The organism is Streptomyces sp. NPDC029164 (assembly GCF_055563995.1).
In genome coordinates this window covers 1-23299 of sequence record NZ_JBVHWW010000038.1, presented here as the reverse complement: position 1 = coordinate 23299, position 23299 = coordinate 1, and the positions used below count along the sequence as shown (strand labels likewise).

Sequence of the window (23299 nt, the reverse complement as noted above, 5' to 3'; positions counted from 1 at the left end):
TGAACGCGGCATGGCAGTCGTGTTGCACCCGCCGCGAAACCCTTCCCGCTCCCCCGCGGCCCTCGTACGGTCGTGCACATCACCACCTCACAGCCGTGTGCCCGAGTGGTTGAGGGACTCGCCTGCAAAGCGAGTTACGCCGGTTCGATTCCGGTCACGGCTTCGCGGCGAGCCGCTCGGGGGCAGGCGCACCCCCGAGCGGCTTTCGCCTTGCCAGACCGGCCCGCCTCAGACGCCGCACTGGGTCTGCTGCTTCGCGTGGTCGGCGTACTTCTTCATCAGCTCTACGAGCACTCGCCTCGTCTCATCGGGTTTGCCGTCGACGGATCCGCTCAGCCACAACTCCAGCTCGAAGGAGTCCGTAGCGCCCTTGCAGGAGAGCAGGGCGGCGGCCCCGGTGTTCCACACCTTGCCGTTCTCCACCGAGGGGATCGGCTCGGGGTTCACCTTCTCCAGCGGCCAGTGCACCCCCTGGCCGAGTGGCTGGCGTTCTGCAGTGGCGAGCAGTCCGCTCTTGCCGTCGACGTAGATGTTGCAGGTCACTCCGCGGCGTTGTGCGTTCAGTTCGAGGTCGTAGGGGGAGTCGACCGTGACCTCGTCCCCCCTGCCCAGCAGGGGTGCCAGCTCGTCCGGCGTGAAGACCCCGAAGCACGTCTCGGGTCGCACCTTCGTGGCCGCCGACGGCTTCTCCTCTGCGGCGCAGCCGGAGAGCACGAAGAGCCCAGCGAGGACGCCGGCGACGGTGCGGACGGTAGCGGGCCGGGCCATTCAGGAGCCTCCGTTGGACGTCGCGACCTGGTCCCGGCCCACCGCGTGCGCATTGGCCGTCTCGGTCGAGGCCACGCCCATGAGGTCCCTGATGTCCTGCTCGCTCAGACCCGATCCCTCGGCGGCCATTCTCACCGAGGCCGCTGCGGATTTCCCGGCCGCCTTCTGCGCTTCCGTGTAGTCGTAGGCCGCCTTCTGGTTTCCCTCGTCGACCTTCTCCGCCTGGTCCTTCTTCGCGCCTTCGACCACGCTTTCCGTAATGTCTTCCTGGAGCCATTCCACGACGTCTCCGGCGAGCGGCACCATCTCCAGGTACTTGCCGCCTGCCGCGGTGATGACGCGGTTGACCCACTTGGCGTTGTCCTCGACGCCCTTGACGTACTCCTCCTGCTTGTGCGCGTTCTCGGCGAACGCGCCCTCGGCCCTGGCCTCGGACAGGATGCCCGCGATCTGGCCCCCAGGGTGCACTGCCACCTTGATCGCCGCGTCAAGTTCGCTATGTTCGCTTCGATGCGTGATCACGTCATTGACGAGCGTGGTGGTGAACGCCCTCTGGGCGTTGGTGATCGCACCGTAGGCGTCCGGGTCCTGCGCCACCGCCCCGATGAAGTTCGCCATGTCGGACTTCCGGAGCTCGGCCATCACACCGTTGGCCTTGATCTGGCCACCCTCGTTGTCCGCCGACGCCTGGATGTCCGGCATGTACTCCGCCGCCATCTGGCCGAAGTGCCCGGACAGCCCGTTCAAAGGACCCTCCGGGTCCCCCGGCTTCGCGTCGACCAGTTCCGGCTTGTCGCCGATCTTTTCGACGACCCGTTCCATGACGGCCGCCATCTCCTTGGTGTGTGCGACGGGCGGGGAGTCCTCGTCGCCCGGGCTGCGGTGGGAGACCGCCGCCATCAGGGCGTCGCCGAGCGCCTGCTGGGCCGGGTGGAGTTCGCCGGTCCTCGTGATGTCGAAGCTGTCCATGTACGGCTTCTTGTCGAGCATGTAGTCGACCATGCCCCGGTCCTTGCCGTGCTGGCCGCCGACCGGCTTGTCGTCCTTCGTGACGATGCCGTCCTTGTTGCTGTCCTCGCGGACCGGCTCGTTGAAGAAGGCCGTCGCTGCGTCCGGGTTGTTGCCCAACGCCTCCATGAGCCCGGTCAGCGGGTAGAAGCCGCGCCCGTCCCCGCCCTGACTGAGGACCGGCTCCATGCCGTACGGGGTGTGGAACTCCCAGGCCTTCGGGTCCTTGCGGTCCATGGCGACCATGTCGCGGCCGACCGAGGTCAGGAACTCCGTGTCGTACTTTCCCTCGCGGAGCAGCGCGCCGAGTGCCTGGTAGCCGTAGATCTGCCGGACGCCGCCGAAGACGTCCATCTCCTTGCGGCCCGCCTTCATCAGCTGGGTCGTCCAGGCGGCGTCGAGGTGGTGCGGGACGTCCTTGTGCGTGGCGAGGCCGAGCATGGCACCCATGTCGCTCTGGATGTTCGCGACCATCAGCGCCCGGTCCTTGCCCGCCGGCCCGAGGCTCGTCGCGTCGAGGGAGAGCTTGGAGTACAGCTCCAGCGTGCCCTCGGCGCCGATCGTCCGGTAGAAGCCCGTGGAGAACTCAGGGTCCTCGCGGTTGTCGTCGAGCAGTTCCTCCAGCTCGCGCAGCGCCTCGACGTTGCGCGCCGTGCCGCCCTCGCCGGTGACCTTCTTCATCAGATCGGCGGCCCGGGCCGCCTGTTCGGCGTCGAGAGTCTCGAACTTCGGCCCGCTGAAGTCGTGTTCGTCGGCTACGTTCGCCTGGAGGGCGCGGACCAGGGACTCGTCGGCGTCCTGGGCGTCCTCCACCGCACGGTTGACGCGGGACTGCCAGGCGTTGCGGTTCGTGTTCAGGGTCTGCTGGTAGTCCGGGTCGTGCCGGGCCGCGTTCCGGTCCGCCTCGGTGGGCAGGGGGATCGCGGAGACCCGCCCGGTGGCATCGATCCGGAAACCGGCCGCCGGGGCCTCCGCGGCGAGCTTCTTCAGTTCGTCCTGGACGGCCTTGAAGGTCGCGTGCGCGTCGGCGAGCACCCGGTGCATGCCCTTGGCGGCCTTGGCCGCGTCCTCGAACTCCTTGGCCGTCTTGTCGACGAACCCCCGCGCCACCCCTGCGGTGACCCCGCTCCAGTCGGCCTTGTCGGCCTTCGCCTTCATGCCCGTGCGAGCGGCCTCGGCCATCTCATCCAGCTTGCCGGCCATCGCGGTCCAGTCGGTGACCGCCGTCTGAAGCTTGTCCAGCGGTGCGTTCATCACGTTCTCGTACGTCAGCATGCAGGCGACCCGTCCACTTCTACTTCAGGTACTTGTCGATCGCGGACGCGGTGAAGTCTGCGTGGAGCTGCTGCTCGTCCTTGGCGTGGGAGGCGACCGAGTAGTTCAGGCCGTTGGAGATGTTCGCGCAGGCGGCCACGAGGGTCTTGACCTGGCTCTCCCAGAGCCCGTGGGCCTTGAGCAGCGCCGCCCCGCTCGCGAAGCCCTCCTTCGTGAGGGCCCCGGCGGCCTCGGAGGTGGCGGTGGCGGCGTGCTTGCCGTCCGACTGGAGGCGGGTGTGCAGCTTGTACGCGTCGGAGCCGACGGCGCCGATGTGGTCCTGATTGAGTTCGAGGTCACCGCCACCGCCACCGCCGCCGCCTGGATCGGCGGGCGCCTGGTTGAGCCGCATGGACACGTTGGCGGTGGCCGTGGCGCGAGCCGCCGACCATTCCTTGTCGAACGACATCGCGCGAACTCCCGAGTCAGAGCCGGTAGATCAGGGTCAGGTCACGTCGAAACAAAGCTCAGCGGTTGCGGCGCACGAGAACCACGGTCACGGCGCCACCGATGAGCACGCAGGCCCCCAGGCCGAGCGCGATCCAGGGCAGCGAGCTGCCGCTCTTCTTCTCCTCGGCCTTCGCCGGCGGCTTGGACGCGGCGACGTCGGGGGCCTTGCCGTCTGCGGAGGGCGCGGGGGACTTGCCCGCGTTCGCCGCAGACGCCAGGTCGGGCAGCGGGTAGACGTCGGCCGGGCCGGGGTCGCCGGGGGTGGGAACCGCGATCCGGGGGCGGACAATGCCGTAGCCGATGTAGTCGTTGCGCTCGACGCCGTCGGTGGGCTTGCCTGCGGTGTTCAGGAGGACGCGCAGGACCTGGTTGTTGGTCCAGTCTGGGTGTGCGGACCAGAGGAGGGCGGCGGAGGCGGAGGCGAGGGCGGAGGCGTCGCTGGTGCCGTGGTTCTTGCAGATCCCCGTCTTACCCGAGCACGCCGTGACAATGTCCACGCCGGGTGCAGCCAGCTCCACCTGAGGACCATGCTGCGATTCCTTGGTCGGCTCACCACCGGCATCTACCGCGCCAACTCCGACCACCCCAGGGGTCGCACCCGGGTATTCGACCCAATTGGTCGAATTGCCAGTGTTTCCGACAGCCGCGAAGATCAGCTTGCCCTTCGCAAGGGCATACTTCACCGCTTCGGCCCGCGCCTGATCATCTTCCGGCGTGCCGCTCCTTCCCAGGGACATATTGATGATCTTGGCGTCCGAGTCGGCTGCGTACCGAATTGCCGCAACCCATGACGGCGTTGCCTTTTCAGTGTCCGCAACCAGGATCGGGAGAATCTTGGCGCCGGGGGCAAGGCCGTAGCCGCCGTCGCCGGTCGGGTGCTTTCCTGTTCCGGCGATCAAAGCGGCCATGGTTGTGCCATGACCGCCCTGGTCAGTGGGTCCGTCGGCGCCGTCCGGGGTGAATCGCTTGCCGGGGACAAGCTGGCCTTCCAGTTCGGGAATCTCCCTGACCCCATCGTCGATTACCGCGACGGTGACGCCCTTCCCTGTACTGATCTTCCAGATCTCGTCCGCCTTCATGGCGTCGAGATGCCATTGCTGCGATCGAATCGTGGCCGCGTGGGCCGGGGTCGCGGCGACCCCGGCCAGCAGCAGACCCACCAGGGCCGAGGTCGCCTTACGCATGCGCATCCCGTACAACGTCCGTTCTGCTCAGTCGATCACCGGCGGAGCAACACGACGGTTGCCCTGCCAGGTCTCTTCGTCTTCGACCAAGTAGTCGGGGCGTTCGCCCCGCTGGTCGTCCCGCCGCTTACCTGGGCTCTGCGCCCGTGCACCCGCGTGCCCCATGGCACCCGCGCCGTTTCGCACGAGGCCCGAGCCACCCTGGGTGAACGGCTGACCGCCCGCGATCGGGCGAGCGCCCGTACCGGGCTTCCCTCCGACGATGCCTCCCGGCTCCGAGGCGAGTCGACGACCTGCCGCGAAGCCGTTCTGCCCGCCTCCGTGGCCGCCGCCGGGACCCATCCCGCCGCCCATGCCACGGCCGGCGTGAGTGCCTTCGCCGATGACGTTGCCGCGCGGGATGCCCGAACTGGGGCCGGTGGACGTCACAGGCCGCCCGCCCGTGATGCCGCTGTCACGCGGGGGCAGGCCCGGCGTGCCGACGACCTTGCCACCGGGAGGAGTGCCAGGACCGCCCAGACCTGGGTACGGGCCGATACCCGGGCCGGTGAGGCTGGGCAGCTTCGTACCGCCGACCTGCGGAAAGCCGATGGGCGGGAGGACGGGGACGGGGGTGGGGCTGACGGGACCCGTGGGCAGCGGGCCGGGGGTGGTCGTCACCGGCGGCACAGTCCGGTCCGGAAGGGTCGCGACGCTGTCGAGGTCCACGTCCACCTCGCGGTCCGGAACCGACGGCACCGAGACCGACGGAACCATTTTGTCCGGCTGCGGCGACCGTCCGGCCACCGATCCGGGGTCACCCGAGGACGTACTGTGCGACGACCCCTGCGTCGTGTACGAGGAGCCTGCCGAGCCGACTCCATCGCCAGTTCCTCCGCTAGACCTCGCCATGTCGTACTGGCCATCGCGAGCCGGCGGCACCAGCTCATCCGGCGGCGGCGGGAACGTCGGGATCGTCGCCTTGTCCATCTCCGTGGACGACAGCTGGTACGACTGCGCCAGGTTGGTCATCAGCCGCACCGCCTCGCGGTGGTCCGCGTCCAGAATCGTCTGCGCCTCCGCGCGGACCGTCGCCGAGTCCGGGTCGTTGTGGTGCTTGAGGGCCGCTGCGAGGTTCTTGGTCGCGGTCGCGTCGACGGCAGTCATCTTCGTGGCCTCGGTCATCGTCTGGACGACCTTGCCCATCCACTCCCCGCCCTTGGAGCTGTACTCGCTCAGGCGCAGCGTCGCGTTGCCCGCGCGGCCCACCCACTCCTGGAAGGCGTCGGCTCCTTCGCCCTCCCAGCCGGACACGACGTGGCGCTTGAGCGCCTCGCCGATCGTCTTGATCTTCGCGGCGGCCGCCGCCAGTTGGTCGGCCCGCGCCTGGACCGAGGCAGGGTCCAGCGAAGCGATCATGTCCCGCATCTGCTGGTGCGTGAAGCCTTCAAAATCCGTCATCAGTGGTTACCTCCCGACTTGCTGGGCGACGGGGTCGGAGTCGTGGACGTCGGCGGCTGGTTGGACGCCGCCAGGCGGCGCTGTTCCTCCAGCCACGGGTCGCGATCCTCGACGTACTGGTCATGGGCCTGCTTGGCGAGGAGGGCCATGCGCCGCTTCGTCTCCTCGTCCACGCCGCCGTAGCCCTTGCCCGCCGACAGGACCGCGATGCCCAGGGCCTCGATCTGCCCCGCCAGCCCCTTCGAGAGCTTCTGCAGCTCCGTGATGACCGTGTCGTACGACTTGAACAGCGCGTTGACCTCCGGGAAGCCCTTACCGAGCTTGTCCGCCGGCAGCTTGCCGTCCGCCAACTTCTTGTGGTCCGCGTCGGAGCCGGTGAGGTCGTCCAACAAGGTGTCCACCATGCGCTTGTACTCGCTCAGCGAGTCGAACTCGACCCGCAGCGCCGCAGCGGCTGCCCCGTAGGCCGCCCCTGCGACTGCACCCAGCGGACCCCCCAGCCCCAGCGCGAGGGCCGCTGATACCTGGCCCACCCCGTTGTCGTCTGCCACGTTGGCCTCCCCGTCTCCCCGTGGGCGCGGCGCCAGCGCCGCCCCCCGTCCCCGTTCGCACCCGTGTGCACGCGCACGTGCACACGCGTACCGATCACTCTAGCGACAGGCAACGACAGCCCCAAGTCCGGGGTTGCACGTGCAATGTGGGTCACACGGTCACGAGTTGGGCGCGGCCACCGCCGCCGATGGCCTGATCGGGAGCCTGTTGACCGGACGGCCCGTGGCCGCCCGTACCGCCGAGGCGATCGCCGCCGGGGTCGTGACCACCGGGATCGCGCTCGCCGCCTTGGCGCCGAACGGGGCCACCACGTCGCGTTCCTCGACCAGTTTGACGATGCGTACGGCCGGGGCGTCCAGCGACGTCGGCAGTGCGTAGCCCGTCAGGTCGGGGTGGCGGACCAGGCCGGCGACCGTGCGGAGGTTCTCCGTCAGGGCCGCGCCGACGCCCTGCGTGACGCCCGCTTCGATACGGGCTTCCAGCTGGCGGGGGTTGAGGATGCGGCCGACGTCCTGGGCGACCGCGAGTTCCACGACCCGTACCGAGCCGAGTTCGATGTCCACGTCCACCACCGCGCGGATCGCGCAGAAGGCGAGGCCCACGAAGGCGTCGCCCTGGCCGTCCGCGTCCAGGGGTTCCGTCGGGTGGGGGCGGCACTGGGCCGTCGCCCAGAGTTCCTTGCCCTCCATCGCCTCCGTGACGCTCATCGAGAAGGCACCGTCGTACGACGTGATCCGGCCGTCCGCGATCTGCAGGAGCTCCGTCGACATGCCCAGCTTGTGGGCCATGGGCTGCAGGAGTTGGGTGCGGACCATCTTGGCCGCGCGCTCCACCGCGCCGCCCGACACCCACGTGTGGCGGCCGTGCGCCGACGGGCCCGCCGGCGGCTGGTCGGTGTCCACCGGGGCGACCGCGACCTCGTCGACGCCCAGCACCTCCTGGACGATCTGGCGGGCCAGCGTGCCGAAGCCCTGGCCGGTGTCGACCGCCGCGCAGATGACGGTGGCCACGCCGTTGACGACCTTGACGGTGGCCGTCGAGACCTCGTCCGTGCCTTCCGCGCCGAGCATGTGCACCATGCCGACGCCGTAGCCGACGCCGCGGCGCACCGCGCCCGGCTCGCCCGCGCCCTCCGGGCCGCCCGGCAGCAGCCACTCGTCCTCGGGGGTGTCCTTCGGGAGGCCGGGCAGCTCGAAGTCACGGACCGCGCGCAGCAGTTCCGCCACCGGGGCCGGGCAGGTCACCGTCTGGCCGGTGGGGAGGAGGTCTCCCGTCGCCAGGACGTTGCGCATGCGCAGTTCCGCGCCGTCCATGCCGAGCGCGGCCGCGAGCTTGTCCATCTGGCCCTCGTACGCGGCGCACACCTGCATGGCGCCCTCGCCGCGGACGTGGCCCGAGGGGGGGTTGTTGGTGCGGACCGCCCAGCCTTCCACGAAGGCGTGCGGGACGACGTACGGGCCGCAGGCGAAGGCCACCGCCGCCGCCAGGGATTCCGCGGAGGCGTCGGCGTATGCGCCCGCGTCCATCAGGATCTGCGCCTCGACCTTGACCAGGCGGCCCTCCGCGTCCGCGTGGTGGCGGTAGCGCAGCAGGGTCGGGTGCCGGTGGGTGTGGCCGAGGAAGGACTCCTCGCGGGTGGCGGCCAGTTTCACCGGGCAGCCGGTGCGCAGGGCGAGCAGGCCGAGCGGGAGCTGGAAGGCGGCGTCCTCGCGGTCCGCCGTGGCGCCCGGCACGCCGGTGACGACGACCCGTACGCGGTCCGGTTCCAGCCCGAAGCAGGCGGCGGCCAGCTCGCGGTCGCTGTGCGGGTCGGTGGAGGCGGTGTAGAGCTCCACGCCGCCGTCGGGCCGCGGCACGGCCAGTCCGGCCTCGGCGCCGATGGGGGCGGGGTCCTGGCGGCCGATCCGGTAGAGGCCCTCGACGACCACGTCGCCGGTCACCTCCGGGTCGCCGTAGCGCAGCGGGATGTGCCGGATCAGGTTGCCGTCGGGGTGCAGGGCGGGCGCGCCGAAGGACTGCTCTGGGTCGGTCACCGGGTCGAGGAGTTCGTACTCGACGGCGATCGCGGCCGCGGCGAGCCGCGCGGTGTCCGGGTGGTCGGCGGCGACGGCGGCGATGGGCTCGCCGTGGTGGCGTACGACGTCGTGCGCGAACACCGGCCGGTCGGCGATGCGGCGGCCGTGCGTGGTGGCGCCGGGGACGTCGGCGTGGGTGACGACGGCGCGCACGCCGGGCATCTCGGCGGCGGCCGTGGTGTCGATGGACAGGATGCGGGCGTGGGCGTGCGGGGAGCGCAGCACGGCGGCCCACAGGAGGCCCTCGGCCCACAGGTCGGCGGCGTAGGGGAAGGTGCCCTCGGTCTTGGCGCGGGCGTCGGTGGCGGGCACGGAGGCGCCGATGCCGCGTGGCACCTGCTGCTCCGAGGCCTCCGCCGACGGGGCGGCCAGGGCCGTCACCGTGGTGTTCACCGTTGTCGTCGCGGTCGCCGCGTCCTGCCCGCTCACGCCGTGCCTCCGTGGTGGATGCCGCCCTCGCCGGGCGCTGCCTGGTGCGGGATGCGCGCTTCCGGAGCCTGGCCGTGGCCGTGGCCGTGGCCGTGGTCCGGAGCATGGCCCTGGGCCGTGGGCTCCGCGGCGGCCGCCTCGCGCTCGGCCACGACCTCGCGCACGGCGTCGACGACCCCCGAGTAGCCGGAGCAGCGGCAGAGGTTGCCGCACAGGGCCTGCCGGGTCTCCAGCTCGCTGGGGGCGTGGTTGCCCTCCAGCAGGTCATGGATGGTCATGGCCATGCCGGGTACGCAGAACCCGCACTGCACCGCACCCGACCTGCACAACGCCTGCTGCACGTCCGAGAGTTCCCCGTTCGTCGCGAGCCCCTCGACGGTGCGCACCTCGCTGCCGGCGGCCGTCGCGGCCGGGACCAGGCAGGACGCGACCAGCCGGCCGTCGACCTGCACGGCGCAGGCGCCGCACTCGCCCTGCGAGCAGCCGTCCTTGGCGCCGGCGAGGCCGAGGCGCTCGCGCAGCACGTAGAGCAGGGACTCGCCGATCCAGGCGCCGGTGACGGGCCGGTCGGCGCCGTTGACGCGCAGCACGTACGAGGCCTGCGGGTGTTCGTGATGGGCGACGGCCTCGTCGGCCGTTCCTTCTTCGTACGTCGCCACCTCGGCCGGGATCCCCTGGCCGGTCCCCGCGTCCGGGAGTGCCACGGCGCTGTCGGCGGTGTCCGCACCCGGCGTGTGGCCGGCCGGGGTCTCCGCCGCGGCCGGCTCCTCCCGGGACCCGGCGTCGGCAGCCGCGGGGCCGGGCTCCGGCAGGCCGGGCTCCGCCCCGGGCACGGCGTCGTGCGCGACGGCCTCGGCCCCCGGCTCCGGCTCCGGCCCGGGCTCCGGCGCCGCATGGCCGAAGGCCGCGAAGCCGTGCCCGTCGGTGCCCCCGGGCTGCGCCGGCTCGACCGACTGCACGGGCGCGGGCGAGTGCACGGGCTCGGACGGCTGCGCGGGCTCGGCGTCGCCGGCCGTCTCCTCGGCCCGTACTCCGCCGAAGAGGTCCAGGCCGCCGGAGGCCACCGGCTGCGCGGCCGCGGGCTCGGTGGCCCCGGCCGGCTCCGGCGCCTCGCCGAAGGCGGTGAATCCGCGCCCGTCGGTGCCCGCGTGCGGCGCCTGCCCGACGTGCCCGGCGTATGCGCCGTGCCCGGTGTGCCCGCCGTGCCCGGTGTGCTCGCCCGGCTCCGCGTGCTCGGCCTGCCCCGCGTACCCGAGGTGTTCCACGTGCTCGCCGTGCCCGGCCTGGCCCGCGTACCCAACCGGCTCCGCGTGGTCCGCGTGCTCGACGGTCCGGGAGCCCTCGGCCTGCTCCGCCGCCGGGCCGTGGGCGGCGTCGATGTCGTGCGGGGCCGGGTGCACCGGCTCGCCGTCCGGGAGCGGGGTGCCCACGCCCGGGCCGCCCAGCACGCGCGGCCCGCGCCCGGCCGCGCCCACTCCGGGCCCGCCGAGCAGCCGCCCGGCGCCGTGCGCCGTCGCGGTAGCGGCTGCGGCCGAAGCCGTGGCTGCCTCGTCCGTGCCCGGCAGGACGCCGGGCGGCAGGCCCGCGCCCAGGCTCCCGTCAGGGTCCCCGGCCGGCTGCTGCGTCAGGTACGCCCACGGCGCCGCGGCGCCGCCCGGCAGCGTCGCCGGGGCCTGGCTCCAGTCGGCGTCCAGTCCGCCCTGCCGGAAGTCACCCTGCTGTGCGGGGAATTCGGAGAACTCGGGGACGGCCCACTGGCCGGTCGCCGAAGCCGCGGCCTCGGGCTCCTGCGCCGCCTGCGGGAACCGCCACTCCGCCGTCGCACCCGGATCCGTCTGCTGCTCCGGCTCCGCCTCGGCGAACGCCGCGGCGACCGACGCAGGAATCGGGATCGACGCGGGAATCGGCCCGCCCACCGACCCGGACCCGGCCCCCGGGCCCGACCCGGCCGCGGGCGCCGGCCCGGCCGGAGCCGAACCCCCCGCCTCCGGCCACCGCACCGGGATCGTCCACGTACCCGTGGCCGCCGGATCGGTGGTGGCCGAGCCGAGCGGCACGATCATCGGCGGCGGCACGTAGCCGTGCCCGGGCGCCGCGAGGGGCTCCCCGGTGCCGAGCGCGTCCAGCATGTCCTGCGGCAGTTTCACGAAGGCCGTGGCGTCCGAGTCGTACTCGCCGCCCTGCGGGACCGGTTCCCAGCCCCAGCCCGCCGTGCCGTTCCCCTGGGTCACGTTCTCGTTCTCGTTCTCGTTCTCGCTCATGAGGTCAGTGCCCTCCCCAGGGCCCTGCGTGCCAGCACGGCCACCGTCCGCCGCAGATGCAGTACACCGGGAGCCACCGGCTCCCCCTGGTCGGGCACACAGGCGGCCGCGACGTACTCGCCGAAGGCCTCCAGGGCCTCGGGGGCCAGGCTCCGCTCGCCGTCCCAGTCGATCAGCGAGGCCACCCACTGCTCGGCCTCCAGCGGCCGCAGCGGCATCGGGGCCACCGCACCGATCGCACAGCGCACACCACGGCGCGCGGGATCCAGTACGAGACCCACGGACGCCACCGCACGCCCCGGCCCGGTACGACCCGTGGCCTTCAGGAACACCTGCGGCGCGTGCAGCAGCGGCACCCGGACGAAACCGATCAGCTCGCCCGGCCGCAGCATCTCGCGGCCGGCCAGCAGGTGCGACACCGGGATCTCCCGCTGCCCGTGCGGGCCGACGATGACGAGGACGGCCTCCAGCGCGGCCAGCACGGGCAGTGCGTCACCCGTGGGCGCGGCGGTGGCGATGTTCCCGCCGAGGGTGCCCGCGTTGCGGATCTGCGGGGGGCCGGCGGCGCGCGCCGCGGCGGCCAGCGCCGGGATCAGAGCGGCGAAATCCGGCCGTCCCATCCGCGCGTGGGTGAGGCCCGCGCCGAGGAGCGCGTGGCCGTCCTGGTACTGCCAGCCGCGGATCTCGTTGATCCGGCCCAGGCCCACCAGAGCGGCGGGCCGCAGCAGCCCCGCGTTGACGGCGGCCATGAGGTCGGTGCCACCCGCGACGGGCACGGCCGCGGGCATGGCGGTGAGCGCCGCCACGGCCTCGTCGAGCGAGGCCGGCAGTGTCACGGACTGCGCCACCTGGGGCCCCTGGGGGCCCTGAGGTGAATCCGGTGCGTGCAGTGCGTGCGGTGCGTGCGTGGTCAACCCAGCTGCCCCTTCCCGATGTCCCGGTCCCGGCGCTCACGCCTGTCCGCCGTACGGTACGTGCTCACCGCCGGGACGTGGCAACTCTGGCACATCTTCCGGGCCGCTCGGCGCGAGGGTCCACCCGCTACCCCCGCCCCCGTGCGACCTCCCGTCCGCCCCCGCGGCCGGCTCCCGCACGCCCTGCGCCCCGCGGCGGCCCGGCCCGGGCCCGGCCGGTGCCCGACGCCCCGTACGCCCGCCGTGCCGCCTTCGCCGGACCTCCTACCCGAACGTCCGATTTTCCCCGTATAGCGGGAAATCCAGTCAGAGTTCCGGACCCGTTCCCTTTCCGTTCAGGTCCGCCGCTCCGCGCCCGTGTCACACGTTCGGGGGCGCGCCCTCGATCGGGCGTCCCGGCACTCCGGGCCGCCGCTGCCACGGCAACGGCCCGCCCGGTGGCCGGTAACCGACCCCGAGCACGTCCAGCCGCGCGCAGTGCCCCGCGATCCGCGCCTCGAAGTCCGGGTAGTCCCGCTCCTGCGGCTCCGGCAACCGCGACCACACCACCTCCGCGAAGGCGGCCAGCCGCGGGAACGCCTGGTAGTCGACGCGGTCCTGGTTCTCCATCACCTCGGTCCACACGTTGGCCTGAGCGCCCAGCACGTGGGCGGCCGCCTCCGGCGACAGCTTCGGCGGCACCGGCTCGAAGCGGTACACGTCCTCCAGCGAGCGCACGTACCCGATGGGCATCGGCTCGTCCCCGCCGCCCGCCTGACGGTGGTCCAGGTACACCTGCTGCTCGGGGCACATGACCACGTCGTGCCCGGCCTCGGCGGCGGCGATGCCGCCCGCGTAGCCGCGCCACGAGGAGACGGCCGCCCCCGGCGCGAGCCCGCCCTCCAGGATCTCGTCCCAGCCGATCAGCCGCCGCCCGCGCTCCGCGAGCCAGCCGTCGAAGTGCCGGACGAACCAGGACTGCAGGCCGTCCTCGCCGTCCACCCCCAGGTCGCGGATCCGCTCCTGCGCGGCGCCGGAGGCCTTCCACTGGGCCTTCGGGCACTCGTCGCCGCCCACGTGCACGAAGGGCGAGACCTCCGCCGGGAACAGCTCCAGCAGCTCCTCGAAGACCCCCTCGTAGAACCGCAGCACGGCCTCGGTCGGCGCGAGCACGTTCTCGCTGATCCCCCAGTCGTCCCACACCCGCAGTGCCGCCGTGTCGACCACGTCGGTGTTGCCCAGCTCCGGGTACGCGGCGATCGCGGCCTGCGAATGCCCCGGCACGTCGATCTCCGGGACCACCCGCACGTGCCGCTCGGCGGCGTACGCGACGATCTCGCGGATGTCGTCCTGCGTGTAGAAGCCGCCGTGCGGGGTCTCGTTCCACAACGGCGAGGCCCGGTGGCCCCACCGGCTGCGCGCCCGCCATCCGCCGACCTCGGTGAGGCGCGGGTAGCGCTTGATCTCGACCCGCCAGCCCTGGTCGTCCGTCAGGTGCAGGTGCAGCACGTTGAGCTTGTGGGCGGCGAGCAGGTCGACGTACCGCAGCACCCCGTCCTTGGGCGTGAAGTGCCGGGCCACGTCCAGCATCATCCCGCGCCACCCGAAACGGGGGCCGTCCACGACCGTGCCGTGCGGCAGGCTCCACGCCCGCCCCGGCCCGATCGGCGGCGCCTTCCGGTAGGCGTCGGGACCGAGGAGCTGACGCAGCGTCTGGGCGGCCCAGAACAGCCCGGTGGCCGTCGCGCCCGTCAGCTCGGCGCCGTCCGGGCCGATCTCGACGCGGTACGCCTCCGGCCCGGCGTCCCCCGCGCCGCCGGGGTCGACGCGCAGCCGCAGCTCGGCGCCCCGGCCGGCCCCGGCGGCGGGGAGCTCCCAGCCGGTGGCCGCCCCGAGCTCCCGCCGCAGCCACCGCGCGACCGCCGCCGCCCCCGGCCCGGCGTCGAGGAGCGGCTCGGGCCCGAAGGTGAAGCGGCGCCCGTCCGGGGGGAGGTCGGCGACCCGGGGTGCGGGGATGAGGTCCGTGCGGAGCAGGTCCATGCGTCGGCCCTTCGCGTCAGCGTGTTGCGCCCTGCGCAACGCACGTTCCGCAGAGTGCTCGTGGCGCCGACCCTAACGCGCCCCACGGGCACGGCAAAGGCCCCCGGACGCGCGGTGGCGCACCGGGGGCCTCGGTCCCGCGAAAGAGGGAGGGAGAGGGGTCGGACTACTTGTCCTTGCCGCCCTTGTCCTTGTCCCCGCCGGGGCCCATGGACTCGTAGATCTCCTTGCACATGGGGCAGACCGGATACTTCTTCGGGTCCCGGCCCGGTACCCAGACCTTGCCGCAGAGCGCGACGACGGGGGTGCCGTCGAGCGCGCTCGCCATGATCTTGTCCTTCTGGACGTAGTGGGCGAAGCGCTCGTGGTCGCCGTCACCGTGCGACACCTGCGGCGTCGGCTCTACGAGGGTCCCCGTGCCAGTCCCGCGCTCGGGCTCAAGAGTGCTCATGCCACCAGGGTACTTAACCCCGCGCCCGTCAGTTGAGCGACGGGTCGTCCGGATAGGTGGCGACCATCGCGAGTTCGCTGCGCTGGCGGCGCAGCACGGCCCGCCACAGCTGTTCGGGGTCGGGGAAGGACACGTCACCGGGCTCCGACTCCACCACGTACCAGGCGCCGTCGCCGAGCTCCTCCTCCAGCTGCCCCGGGCCCCAGCCGGAGTAGCCGGCGAAGATCCGCAGGCCGCCGAGGGCCGCGGCCAGCAACTCCGGCGGCGCCTCCAGGTCGACGAGCCCGATCGCCCCGTGCACCCGGCGCCAGCCGAGCGGCCCCTCCTCGCCCGGGATGACCGCCAGCCCGAGGGCCGAGTCCAGCGCCACGGGGCCGCCCTGGAAGACCACGCCGGGGGTGCCGGCCAGGGGCGCCCAGGCCAGCAGGACGTCGCCGACGCCGACGGGCGTGGGCCGGTTGAGGACAACGCCGAGGGAGCCCTGCTCGTCGTGGTCGAGCAGCAGCACCACCGCGCGGTCGAAATTCGGGTCCGCGAGGGCGGGGGTGGCCACGAGCAGCCGCCCTGTGAGGGAGGACACCTCGGTCATGCCGCCATGATCCCGCACATTCGCGCTTTGCGGAGCCCCGGCGGGGAGATCGGATCGTACGCAGCTCAGGGCGCACCGCAGCAGTGAGGAGCGCGCACGGACGGAGCAGCCGGAACGCAACACTCCGCCATGTGGTGGATACGCTGGGTGTTGTACCGAATTCATGACAGTCCTACGGCCACGTCGGCCTTACGAACAAGGGGGTGGTGGCCCTTACCCTTTCCCCTGGCCCCCCTGCCCACCCTCCCCCTGGCTCCGCTGGGGGGACCCCCTTCGGAACGCGAGATTCATGACCGTCACCGACGATGTCCTGCTTGTCCACGGCGGCACCCCGCTTGAGGGCGAGATCCGTGTCCGCGGCGCGAAGAACCTCGTGCCCAAGGCCATGGTCGCCGCGCTGCTCGGCAGCGAACCCAGCCGGCTGCGCAACGTTCCCGACATCCGTGACGTGCGTGTCGTACGCGGGCTGCTCCAGCTGCACGGGGTGACGGTCCGCCCCGGCGAGGAGCCGGGCGAGCTGGTGCTCGACCCCACCCACGTCGAGAGCGCCAACGTCGCCGACATCGACGCCCACGCGGGTTCGTCGCGCATCCCGATCCTGTTCTGCGGCCCCCTGCTGCACCGCCTCGGCCACGCCTTCATCCCGGGCCTCGGCGGCTGCGACATCGGCGGCCGGCCGATCGACTTCCACTTCGACGTGCTCCGCCAGTTCGGCGCGACCATCGAGAAGCGCGAAGGCGGCCAGTACCTGGAAGCCCCGCAGCGCCTGCGCGGCTGCAAGATCCGCCTCCCCTACCCGTCCGTCGGCTCGACCGAGCAGGTGCTGCTGACGGCCGTCCTGGCCGAGGGCGTCACCGAGCTCAGCAACGCCGCGGTCGAGCCGGAGATCGAGGACCTCATCTGCGTCCTGCAGAAGATGGGCGCGATCATCTCCGTCGACACCGACCGGACCATCCGCATCACGGGTGTCGACCGGCTCGGCGGCTACAACCACAAGGCCCTGCCGGACCGTCTGGAGGCCGCGTCCTGGGCTTCCGCGGCCCTGGCGACCGGCGGCAACATCTACGTGCGCGGCGCCCAGCAGCGTTCGATGATGACCTTCCTGAACACCTTCCGCCGGGTCGGCGGGGCGTTCGAGATCGACGACGACGGCATCCGCTTCTGGCACCCGGGCGGCCCGCTCAAGGCCATCGCGCTGGAGACGGACGTCCACCCCGGTTTCCAGACCGACTGGCAGCAGCCGCTCGTCGTGGCCCTCACCCAGGCCTCCGGCCTGTCGATCGTCCACGAGACGGTCTACGAGTCCCGCCTCGGCTTCACCTCGGCGCTCAACCAGATGGGTGCTCACATCCAGCTGTACCGCGAGTGCCTGGGCGGCTCGGCCTGCCGCTTCGGCCAGCGCAACTTCCTGCACTCGGCGGTCGTCTCCGGCCCGACCAAGCTGCAGGGCGCCGACCTGGTCATCCCCGACCTGCGCGGCGGGTTCTCGTACCTCATCGCGGCGCTGGCCGCCGAGGGCACCTCGCGCGTGCACGGCATCGACCTGATCAACCGGGGCTACGAGAACTTCATGGAGAAGCTCGTGGAGCTCGGCGCGAAGGTCGAGCTGCCGGGCGGCGACCTCGTCTGAGCCGTACCCGCGTACGCGAAAGCCCCCCTGGCCCCGTTCGAGGGCCCGGGGGGCTTTCGCGTGGCCTCGCGCGGCCGGGTGGGGCATGCCACGGGCATACCGGGGCCCGCCAAGGGCCCTGACGGGCCCTCACAGGGCCTGCCGGGCGGCCCCGGACCACCCGGGCCGGGCCGGGTCGGGCGCGGCTCCCCCGGACCCCGCGCCATGTCCGCCCGCGTCCGCCCGCGTCTGTACCCGTCCGCCCAATTCCGCCCCCGTCCGCCCGACTCCGTCCCGGTCCGTCCGGCCCCGTCCGGCACGTCCGTCCGGCCCCGGACAGGCCGAAGGGCGGCCACCCCGCCCGGGGGTGACCGCCCATCGTCGTTCTGCGTACTACTGCCGTTCCAAAAGCCTGTGCGGCCCTCGGCGCCGGGGCAGGACCTACTTGCCCTTGGCGGCTTCCTTGAGCTTGGAGCCCGCGGAGACCTTCACGCTGTAGCCGGCCGGGATCTGGATGGGGTCGCCGGTCTGCGGGTTGCGCGCGGTGCGAGCGGCACGGTGGGTGCGCTCGAAGGTCAGGAAGCCGGGGATGGTGACCTTCTCGTCGCCCTTGGCGACAATCTCGCCAACGGTCTCGGCGAGCGCGGCCAGAACGGCGTCGGCGTCCTTGCGGGTCACCTCGGCGCGCTCGGACAGAGCGGCCACCAGCTCACTGCGGTTCATGTTGTACTCCCGTGTTCAACTTGCCTTAGAGGCGTGAGATCGAAGCCGATGCTGCCAGGGCCCTAGGACAGTCCCCGGACCCGGGTCTGAACGTCAGACCCTCTCGCCCGGTTACGCATCCTGCCCCCACCAGCGGCGGGAAAGCCAATCCGGCACCCGTCGGGGTCACACGAAAAGCGCCACAGTCACGCCGCGGTGACGCTCCGTCCATGCCTTCGCTCGCACGCCGCTGTGGACCGCGGACCCCGCGGGCATCCCCGCAACCCTAGAGGCGCCCCGCCGGGCCCGCATCTCGCGACGCGCCGGTAGCGGCCCGCCGTGAGGGCTCTCACAGCGGGCCTCAGGAGCCCGACGCCGCCTTGCGGACGGCGCCCGCGACCGCGCCGGCGACCTTGTCGTTGAAGACCGACGGGATGATGTAGTTCGCGTTCAGCTCGTCCTCGCCGACGACGTCCGCGAGCGCGCTCGCGGCGGCCAGCATCATCTCCGTGTTCACGGTGCGGGACTGGGCGTCCAGCAGACCGCGGAACACACCCGGGAAGACCAGCACGTTGTTGATCTGGTTCGGGAAGTCGGAGCGGCCGGTGGCGACGACGGCGGCGGTCTGGCGGGCGACGGCCGGGTCCACCTCGGGGTCCGGGTTCGCGAGCGCGAACACGATGGCGCCTTCCGCCATGGCGGCGACGTCCTCGCCGGACAGCACGTTCGGGGCCGAGACGCCGATGAAGACGTCGGCGCCGACCACGGCCTCCTTCAGAGTGCCCGTGTAGCCCTCGGGGTTGGTGTTGTCGGCGATCCAGCGCAGCGGGGAGTCGGGGGCCGCGTCGACGAGGTCGGGGCGGCCCGCGTGCACGACGCCGTGGATGTCGGCGCTCACCGCGTTCTTGACGCCCGCCGCGAGGAGCAGCTTGAGGATGGCCGTGCCGGCCGCGCCGGCGCCCGACATGACGACCTTGACGTCGCCAACTGCCTTGCCCACCACGCGCAGTGCGTTGGTGAGGGCGGCGAGCACCACGATGGCGGTGCCGTGCTGGTCGTCGTGGAAGACGGGGATGTCGAGGGCCTCGCGCAGCCGGGCCTCGATCTCGAAGCAGCGCGGCGCGGAGATGTCCTCCAGGTTGATGCCCGCGAAGCCGGGGGCGATGGCCTTGACGGCGGCCACGATCTCGTCGGGGTCCTGGGTGTCCAGGCAGATCGGCCAGGCGTCGATGTCCGCGAAGCGCTTGAAGAGGGCCGCCTTGCCCTCCATGACCGGCATGGCGGCCATCGGGCCGATGTTGCCCAGGCCCAGCACGGCGGAGCCGTCCGTCACGACTGCGACGGTGTTGCGCTTGATGGTGAGGCGGCGCGCGTCCTCGGGGTTCTCGGCGATCGCCATGCACACGCGGGCCACGCCCGGGGTGTAGATCATGGAGAGGTCGTCACGGTTGCGGATGGGGTGCTTGGACGCCATCTCGATCTTGCCGCCGAGGTGCATCAGGAAGGTTCGGTCGGAGACCTTGCCGAGGCTGACGCCCTCGATCCCGCGCAGCTTCTCGACGATCTCGTCCGCGTGGGCGGTGGAGGTCGCGGCGATGGTGACGTCGATCCGGAGCTTCTCGTGGCCGGAGGCGGTCACGTCGAGGCCGGTGACCGAACCGCCGGAGGACTCCACGGCGGTGGTGAGCTGGGAGACCGCGGTTCCGCTCGCGGGCACTTCCAGGCGGACCGTCATCGAATACGAGACGCTGGGCGCCGTTGCCATGGCCGTGTTTCCTCTTCTGTCCCTGGTTCGCTTAACACAGGGCCCCGCGCTGCACCGGCCGAGAACATGGCAGGTTCGGCAGGGGACCTGTTGTCCGATCGTCCCACCTACCAGCCAGTACAAGGTAACCAGCTACAAATTTCGGAAAGACTCTTCCACCATACGAGATAGCAGGAGGTGTTCGGAAGGGTGGGTCCATACAAAACAGGTCCGGGCCCCCCCCCGGTGGAGGGGGCGGACCTGGTGATTCGTACGTCTATGACACCGACCCGCCATGCTCGCCTCGCGGCAAGTGGTCGCTCTAAGCGACGAAGGTTGGGCCCGGGGGCTTGGATCGAGTCGGTGCCGTACCCAGGCTAACAAAGGATCGCCGAATGTGATCCCCCTGCTCGCGGTCGGTTCGCGCCACCACGCTCCTGGCCGCGGACCATACGGATGTACGAGGCCCTGAGCAGGGCCGGAGCCACGCCGTGAACCGCCCCCGCGGGGCGGCCCGCTACGGCAGCAGCAGTTCCGGCACCCCGTCCGCGTCCGGCTTGTCCCGGTCGGCCGAGACCACCGTCAGCTGCTGCGTCGCACGCGTCAGCGCCACGTACAGCACGCGCAGGCCCGCCGGGGACTCGTCCGCGATCTCCGCCGGGGAGACGACCACCGTGGCGTCGTACTCCAGGCCCTTGGCCTCCAGGCTGCCGAGCGCCACCGCCCGCGCGCCCAGGTCGGCGAGCCAGCCCGCGGCCTCCGCGCGCCGGTCCATCGCCACGACCACGCCGACGGTCCCGTCCACCTGTTCCAGCAGCCGCCGGGTCTCCTCGCGGACCGCGGCCCCCAGGTCGCCCGCCGCGGCCGTGAACCGGGGCTGGAGGCCCGTGGAGCGCACCGCCGACGGCGGCTCCATGCCGGGCATCGCCAGCCGCAGTACGCGGGAGGCCACCTCGGCGACCTCCGCCGGGTTGCGGTAGTTGACCGTCAGCGTGAACCGGCGGCGCGGCCGGCTGCCCAGCGCCTCGTCGCGCGCCGCGGCCGCCTCCTCCGGATCGGTCCAGGAGGACTGCGCCGGGTCGCCGACCACCGTCCAGGTGCCCATCCGGCCGCGGCGGCCCACCATCCGCCACTGCATCGGCGTCAGGTCCTGCGCCTCGTCCACGATCACGTGCGCGTACTCGGTGCGCTCCGCCGCGAGCCGCTCGGCCCGCTCCCACTGGGTCTCCTCGCGGATCGGCATCAGCTCCTCCAGCCCGCTGAGCTGGTCGAGGGGGTCCATCTCCCGCCTGCGCTTGGGCCGCGCCGGGGCGCCGAGCAGCTGCTGGAGCTCGTCGAGGAGGGCCACGTCGTGCACCGACAGGGGGCCCTTGCCGTCCGGGCCCACCCGGCGCAGCGAACGGGCCAGCTGGCGGGTCTCGCGCGGGTTCAGGTCCCGCCGCGACCAGCGGCCCAGGTGGCGCTCGTCGGCCAGCGCGGCGAGCACCGTGCGCGGGGTCAGCTCGGGCCACCAGGCGTTGAGGAAGCCGATGAAGGCGTCCTCGGTGGAGATGTCCTCGTCGAAGGCCGAGCGCAGCTCGGCGGCCAGCTCCGGGTCGCTGTGCCGGCCGGCGCCGCCGGACTTCGCGTACAGGGCGTCGAGCAGCAGCTTGCGGGCGCGCGGGCGCAGCAGGTTGACCGGGGCGGTGCCGCTGAGCACGTTCTGCCGGATCCGGTTCAGCTCGTCGGCCTCCAGCTCCTGGCGGCGGCCGAAGGCCACCACGCGCAGCCGGTCGGGGGCGCCGCCGAGTTCGAGTACGCCCCGTACGGCCTTGCGGAGCACCTTCAGCATCCGGGAGGAGCCCTTGACGCGGGCCACGGCCGGGGAGTCGTAGGTGGTGGCCTCCGCGCCGTCGACGAGGGAGCCGAGCGCGCGGATGGCGACTTGGCCCTCCTCGCCGAGGGAGGGCAGCACGCCCTCGGTGTACGCGACGAGCAGCGGGGTCGGCGAGACGATCAGGATGCCGCCGGAGTAGCGGCGCCGGTCCTGGTAGAGCAGGTAGGCGGCGCGGTGCAGGGCGACGGCGGTCTTGCCGGTGCCGGGTCCGCCCGCGACCTCGGCGACGGACGCGGCGGGCGCCCGGATGACCAGGTCCTGCTCGGCCTGGATGGAGGAGACGATGTCCCGCATCGAGTGCGTGCGGGCCCGCCCGAGGGCGGCCATCAGGGCGCCGTCGCCGATGGCGGGGAGCTCCCGGCCGTCGAGGAAGGCGGTGACCTCGGGGCGCATCAGGTCGTCCTCGACGCCCAGCACCTTGCGGCCCTTGGAGCGGATGACGCGGCGGCGCACGACGCGGCCGGGGTCCTTGGGCGTGGAGCGGTAGAACGGCGCGGCGGCCGGTGCGCGCCAGTCGATGACCAGCGGCGAGTAGTCGGAGTCCAGGACTCCGATGCGGCCGATGTGCAGGGTCTCGGCGACGTCGGCCGTGAGGTCCTCGCGGATCGCGTCGTCGGCGGGCTCGACGGAGGTGTACGCGCCGTCCGGGCCGCGCTCCCCGTCCTTGCCGAGCACCAGGTCGATGCGGCCGAAGAGGAAGTCCTCGAACTCGTTGTTGAGCCGGTTCAGGTGGATGCCCGCCCGGAAGACCTGCGCGTCGCGCTCGGCGAGTGCGCCGGGCGTCCCCACTTGGCCGCGCTTGGCGGCGTCGTTCATGAGGAACTCCGCCTCGTGGATCTTCTCCTCGAGGCGTCGGTACACGTGGTCGAGATGCGTCTGCTCGACCGCGATCTCCCGATCGCGGACGGAATCCGCCGTGCTGTCGACAGCGGCATTCTGCGCGGCCACCAAGGCCCCCTTCTGACGTGCATGGGCGACCGTCAACCGTACGCGACCCGGCGGCCTGTCCGCACGCCCGTTCCGGAACGGGTCTCGCTGGGTGATACGCCCGCTACCGGGATCCGGACGACAGGACCCGGCGGCGGTGCCGGGCGACGCGCTCGCGGTTGCCGCACAGCTCGCTGGAACACCAGCGGCGCCGGTGGCCGCGGGAGGTGTCCAGGTAGACGCGGGTGCAGCCGTCGCCCTCGCAGGCCCGCAGCAGCGCCAGGTCGCCGGGGTCGGTCAGCAGCTCGACGGCGTCCCGGGCGACGGCCGCGAGCAGCGCGCCGCATTCCACGCCGCCGCACAACTCCCGGACCAAGTGCCCCTCTTGGTCCCGAACGGCACACAGGCCCGGGGGTGGTCCGGCGGCCAGCGCGTTGACCCGGGCGAGGGCGTTCGCCGTGCCCGCGGACGGGGCCGCGGCGCCGGCGAGCTCCGCCCGTACGAGGGTTTCCACGTCGCCGCGCAGGGCCCGGAAGGCGGCCGCCCAGTCGGGCCCCACCCGGGCCAGCGGTGTGCGGTGGGGCACCAGCCCGGCCCCGGCGAGCCACACCCGCAGCTCGTCACCGTCCGGGATCCCCTCGTGCGGGGTGAAGGTGGCCACCAGGTCCAGACAGACGCGCCCGGAATCGAACCGCATGCCGTCAGCCTCCCGTCGTGGGGGTGCCGTACCAGATTGCCCGTCCGCCGCCTGCGGGGGAACCCCCCGAACCGGTACCTCCGGTGGCAGGGGCCGCGCAGATCCAGCCTCGCCGGCGTTTGAGGCGCGGGGTCTGGGGCGGAGCCCCGGCAGCGGCGCGGGCGCCGAACCGCTTCGTTCCGGGTGCGGCGCCGTTGCGGGGGGGGGGGGGGGGGGGGGGGGGGGGGGGGGGGGGGGGGGGGGGGGGGGGGGGGGGGGGGGGGGGGGGGGGGGGGGGGGGGGGGGGGGGG

17 protein-coding genes and 1 tRNA gene are annotated in these 23299 nt (G+C 72.7%); 2 read left to right on the top strand and 16 right to left on the bottom strand.

Translation table 11 applies throughout. The features are described 5' to 3' along the window. Positions 1-91: 91 nt before the first annotated feature. Positions 92-163, top strand: a tRNA-Cys gene (locus ACZ4VT_RS30455). A 65-nt stretch (positions 164-228) separates the two neighbouring features. Here the strand turns inward: ACZ4VT_RS30455 and ACZ4VT_RS30450 are convergent. From ACZ4VT_RS30450 to ACZ4VT_RS30395, 12 genes are all read right to left on the bottom strand, one after another. After that, positions 229-768 carry a hypothetical protein gene (locus tag ACZ4VT_RS30450; RefSeq protein ID WP_467954491.1) on the bottom strand — a complete coding sequence of 180 codons (540 nt, stop codon included), beginning with the start codon at positions 766-768 and terminating at the stop codon, positions 229-231. Continuing rightward, positions 769-3051 carry a hypothetical protein gene (locus tag ACZ4VT_RS30445; protein WP_467954489.1) on the bottom strand — a complete coding sequence of 761 codons (2283 nt, stop codon included), beginning with the start codon at positions 3049-3051 and terminating at the stop codon, positions 769-771. Between the two features lie 19 nt (positions 3052-3070). Continuing rightward, positions 3071-3499, bottom strand: a complete 429-nt coding sequence (locus ACZ4VT_RS30440; RefSeq protein ID WP_467954487.1) for a hypothetical protein — start codon at positions 3497-3499, stop codon at positions 3071-3073. 58 nt (positions 3500-3557) lie between these two features. After that, positions 3558-4730: a type VII secretion-associated serine protease mycosin gene (gene mycP, locus ACZ4VT_RS30435; protein WP_467954485.1), complete on the bottom strand. Its 1173-nt coding sequence runs from the start codon at positions 4728-4730 to the stop codon at positions 3558-3560. A gap of 21 nt (positions 4731-4751) precedes the next feature. Then, positions 4752-6164 carry a hypothetical protein gene (locus tag ACZ4VT_RS30430; protein WP_467954483.1) on the bottom strand — a complete coding sequence of 471 codons (1413 nt, stop codon included), beginning with the start codon at positions 6162-6164 and terminating at the stop codon, positions 4752-4754. Continuing rightward, on the bottom strand, positions 6164-6715 hold the full coding sequence (locus tag ACZ4VT_RS30425; protein WP_467954481.1) for a hypothetical protein: 552 nt from the start codon (positions 6713-6715) through the stop codon (positions 6164-6166). The genes ACZ4VT_RS30430 and ACZ4VT_RS30425 overlap by 1 nt, the downstream gene beginning before the upstream one ends. A gap of 159 nt (positions 6716-6874) precedes the next feature. Next, on the bottom strand, positions 6875-9172 hold the full coding sequence (locus ACZ4VT_RS30420) for a xanthine dehydrogenase family protein molybdopterin-binding subunit (RefSeq protein WP_362807806.1): 2298 nt from the start codon (positions 9170-9172) through the stop codon (positions 6875-6877). Between the two features lie 44 nt (positions 9173-9216). Then, on the bottom strand, positions 9217-11481 hold the full coding sequence (locus ACZ4VT_RS30415; RefSeq protein WP_467954479.1) for a 2Fe-2S iron-sulfur cluster-binding protein: 2265 nt from the start codon (positions 11479-11481) through the stop codon (positions 9217-9219). Continuing rightward, positions 11478-12395, bottom strand: coding sequence for an FAD binding domain-containing protein (locus ACZ4VT_RS30410; RefSeq protein ID WP_467954477.1), 918 nt, complete (start codon positions 12393-12395; stop codon positions 11478-11480). Before ACZ4VT_RS30410 ends, ACZ4VT_RS30415 begins: the two co-directional genes overlap by 4 nt. A 360-nt stretch (positions 12396-12755) precedes the next feature. Next, complete coding sequence (locus ACZ4VT_RS30405; protein ID WP_467954475.1) at positions 12756-14414, bottom strand: beta-N-acetylhexosaminidase; 1659 nt, start codon at positions 14412-14414, stop codon at positions 12756-12758. Positions 14415-14580: 166 nt separating this feature from the next. Continuing rightward, positions 14581-14865 (bottom strand): DUF3039 domain-containing protein, encoded by a 285-nt coding sequence (locus ACZ4VT_RS30400; protein WP_030010729.1) that lies wholly within the window; start codon positions 14863-14865, stop codon positions 14581-14583. A 28-nt stretch (positions 14866-14893) separates the two neighbouring features. Further along, positions 14894-15454, bottom strand: coding sequence for a YqgE/AlgH family protein (locus ACZ4VT_RS30395; RefSeq protein WP_467954473.1), 561 nt, complete (start codon positions 15452-15454; stop codon positions 14894-14896). 289 nt (positions 15455-15743) lie between these two features. Between ACZ4VT_RS30395 and murA the strand changes: the two genes are divergently transcribed. Next, on the top strand, positions 15744-17084 hold the full coding sequence (gene murA / locus ACZ4VT_RS30390) for a UDP-N-acetylglucosamine 1-carboxyvinyltransferase (protein WP_351297571.1): 1341 nt from the start codon (positions 15744-15746) through the stop codon (positions 17082-17084). Between the two features lie 420 nt (positions 17085-17504). Here murA and ACZ4VT_RS30385 read toward each other — a convergent pair whose 3' ends face one another. From ACZ4VT_RS30385 to ACZ4VT_RS30370, 4 genes are all read right to left on the bottom strand, one after another. After that, on the bottom strand, positions 17505-17786 hold the full coding sequence (locus tag ACZ4VT_RS30385; protein WP_007264399.1) for an HU family DNA-binding protein: 282 nt from the start codon (positions 17784-17786) through the stop codon (positions 17505-17507). 340 nt (positions 17787-18126) lie between these two features. After that, complete coding sequence (locus ACZ4VT_RS30380; RefSeq protein WP_383567925.1) at positions 18127-19530, bottom strand: NAD-dependent malic enzyme; 1404 nt, start codon at positions 19528-19530, stop codon at positions 18127-18129. A gap of 496 nt (positions 19531-20026) precedes the next feature. Continuing rightward, positions 20027-22333 (bottom strand): HelD family protein, encoded by a 2307-nt coding sequence (locus tag ACZ4VT_RS30375; protein ID WP_467954470.1) that lies wholly within the window; start codon positions 22331-22333, stop codon positions 20027-20029. Positions 22334-22436: 103 nt separating this feature from the next. Beyond that, a complete protein-coding gene (locus ACZ4VT_RS30370) occupies positions 22437-23009 on the bottom strand; it encodes a CGNR zinc finger domain-containing protein (protein ID WP_467954468.1) in 573 nt (190 codons plus the stop codon). Positions 23010-23299 lie beyond the last annotated feature (290 nt).

Bases quoted from the DNA above. Each gene is read 5' to 3' on its own strand.
- ACZ4VT_RS30450 (WP_467954491.1), bottom strand. From the start codon at position 768: ATGGCCCGGCCCGCTACCGTCCGCACCGTCGCCGGCGTCCTCGCTGGG.
- ACZ4VT_RS30445 (WP_467954489.1), bottom strand. From the start codon at position 3,051: ATGCTGACGTACGAGAACGTGATGAACGCACCGCTGGACAAGCTTCAG.
- ACZ4VT_RS30440 (WP_467954487.1), bottom strand. From the start codon at position 3,499: ATGTCGTTCGACAAGGAATGGTCGGCGGCTCGCGCCACGGCCACCGCC.
- mycP (WP_467954485.1), bottom strand. From the start codon at position 4,730: ATGCGCATGCGTAAGGCGACCTCGGCCCTGGTGGGTCTGCTGCTGGCC.
- ACZ4VT_RS30430 (WP_467954483.1), bottom strand. From the start codon at position 6,164: ATGACGGATTTTGAAGGCTTCACGCACCAGCAGATGCGGGACATGATC.
- ACZ4VT_RS30415 (WP_467954479.1), bottom strand. From the start codon at position 11,481: ATGAGCGAGAACGAGAACGAGAACGAGAACGTGACCCAGGGGAACGGC.
- ACZ4VT_RS30405 (WP_467954475.1), bottom strand. From the start codon at position 14,414: ATGGACCTGCTCCGCACGGACCTCATCCCCGCACCCCGGGTCGCCGAC.
- ACZ4VT_RS30400 (WP_030010729.1), bottom strand. From the start codon at position 14,865: ATGAGCACTCTTGAGCCCGAGCGCGGGACTGGCACGGGGACCCTCGTA.
- ACZ4VT_RS30395 (WP_467954473.1), bottom strand. From the start codon at position 15,454: ATGACCGAGGTGTCCTCCCTCACAGGGCGGCTGCTCGTGGCCACCCCC.
- murA (WP_351297571.1), top strand. From the start codon at position 15,744: ATGACCGTCACCGACGATGTCCTGCTTGTCCACGGCGGCACCCCGCTT.
- ACZ4VT_RS30385 (WP_007264399.1), bottom strand. From the start codon at position 17,786: ATGAACCGCAGTGAGCTGGTGGCCGCTCTGTCCGAGCGCGCCGAGGTG.
- ACZ4VT_RS30380 (WP_383567925.1), bottom strand. From the start codon at position 19,530: ATGGCAACGGCGCCCAGCGTCTCGTATTCGATGACGGTCCGCCTGGAA.
- ACZ4VT_RS30370 (WP_467954468.1), bottom strand. From the start codon at position 23,009: ATGCGGTTCGATTCCGGGCGCGTCTGTCTGGACCTGGTGGCCACCTTC.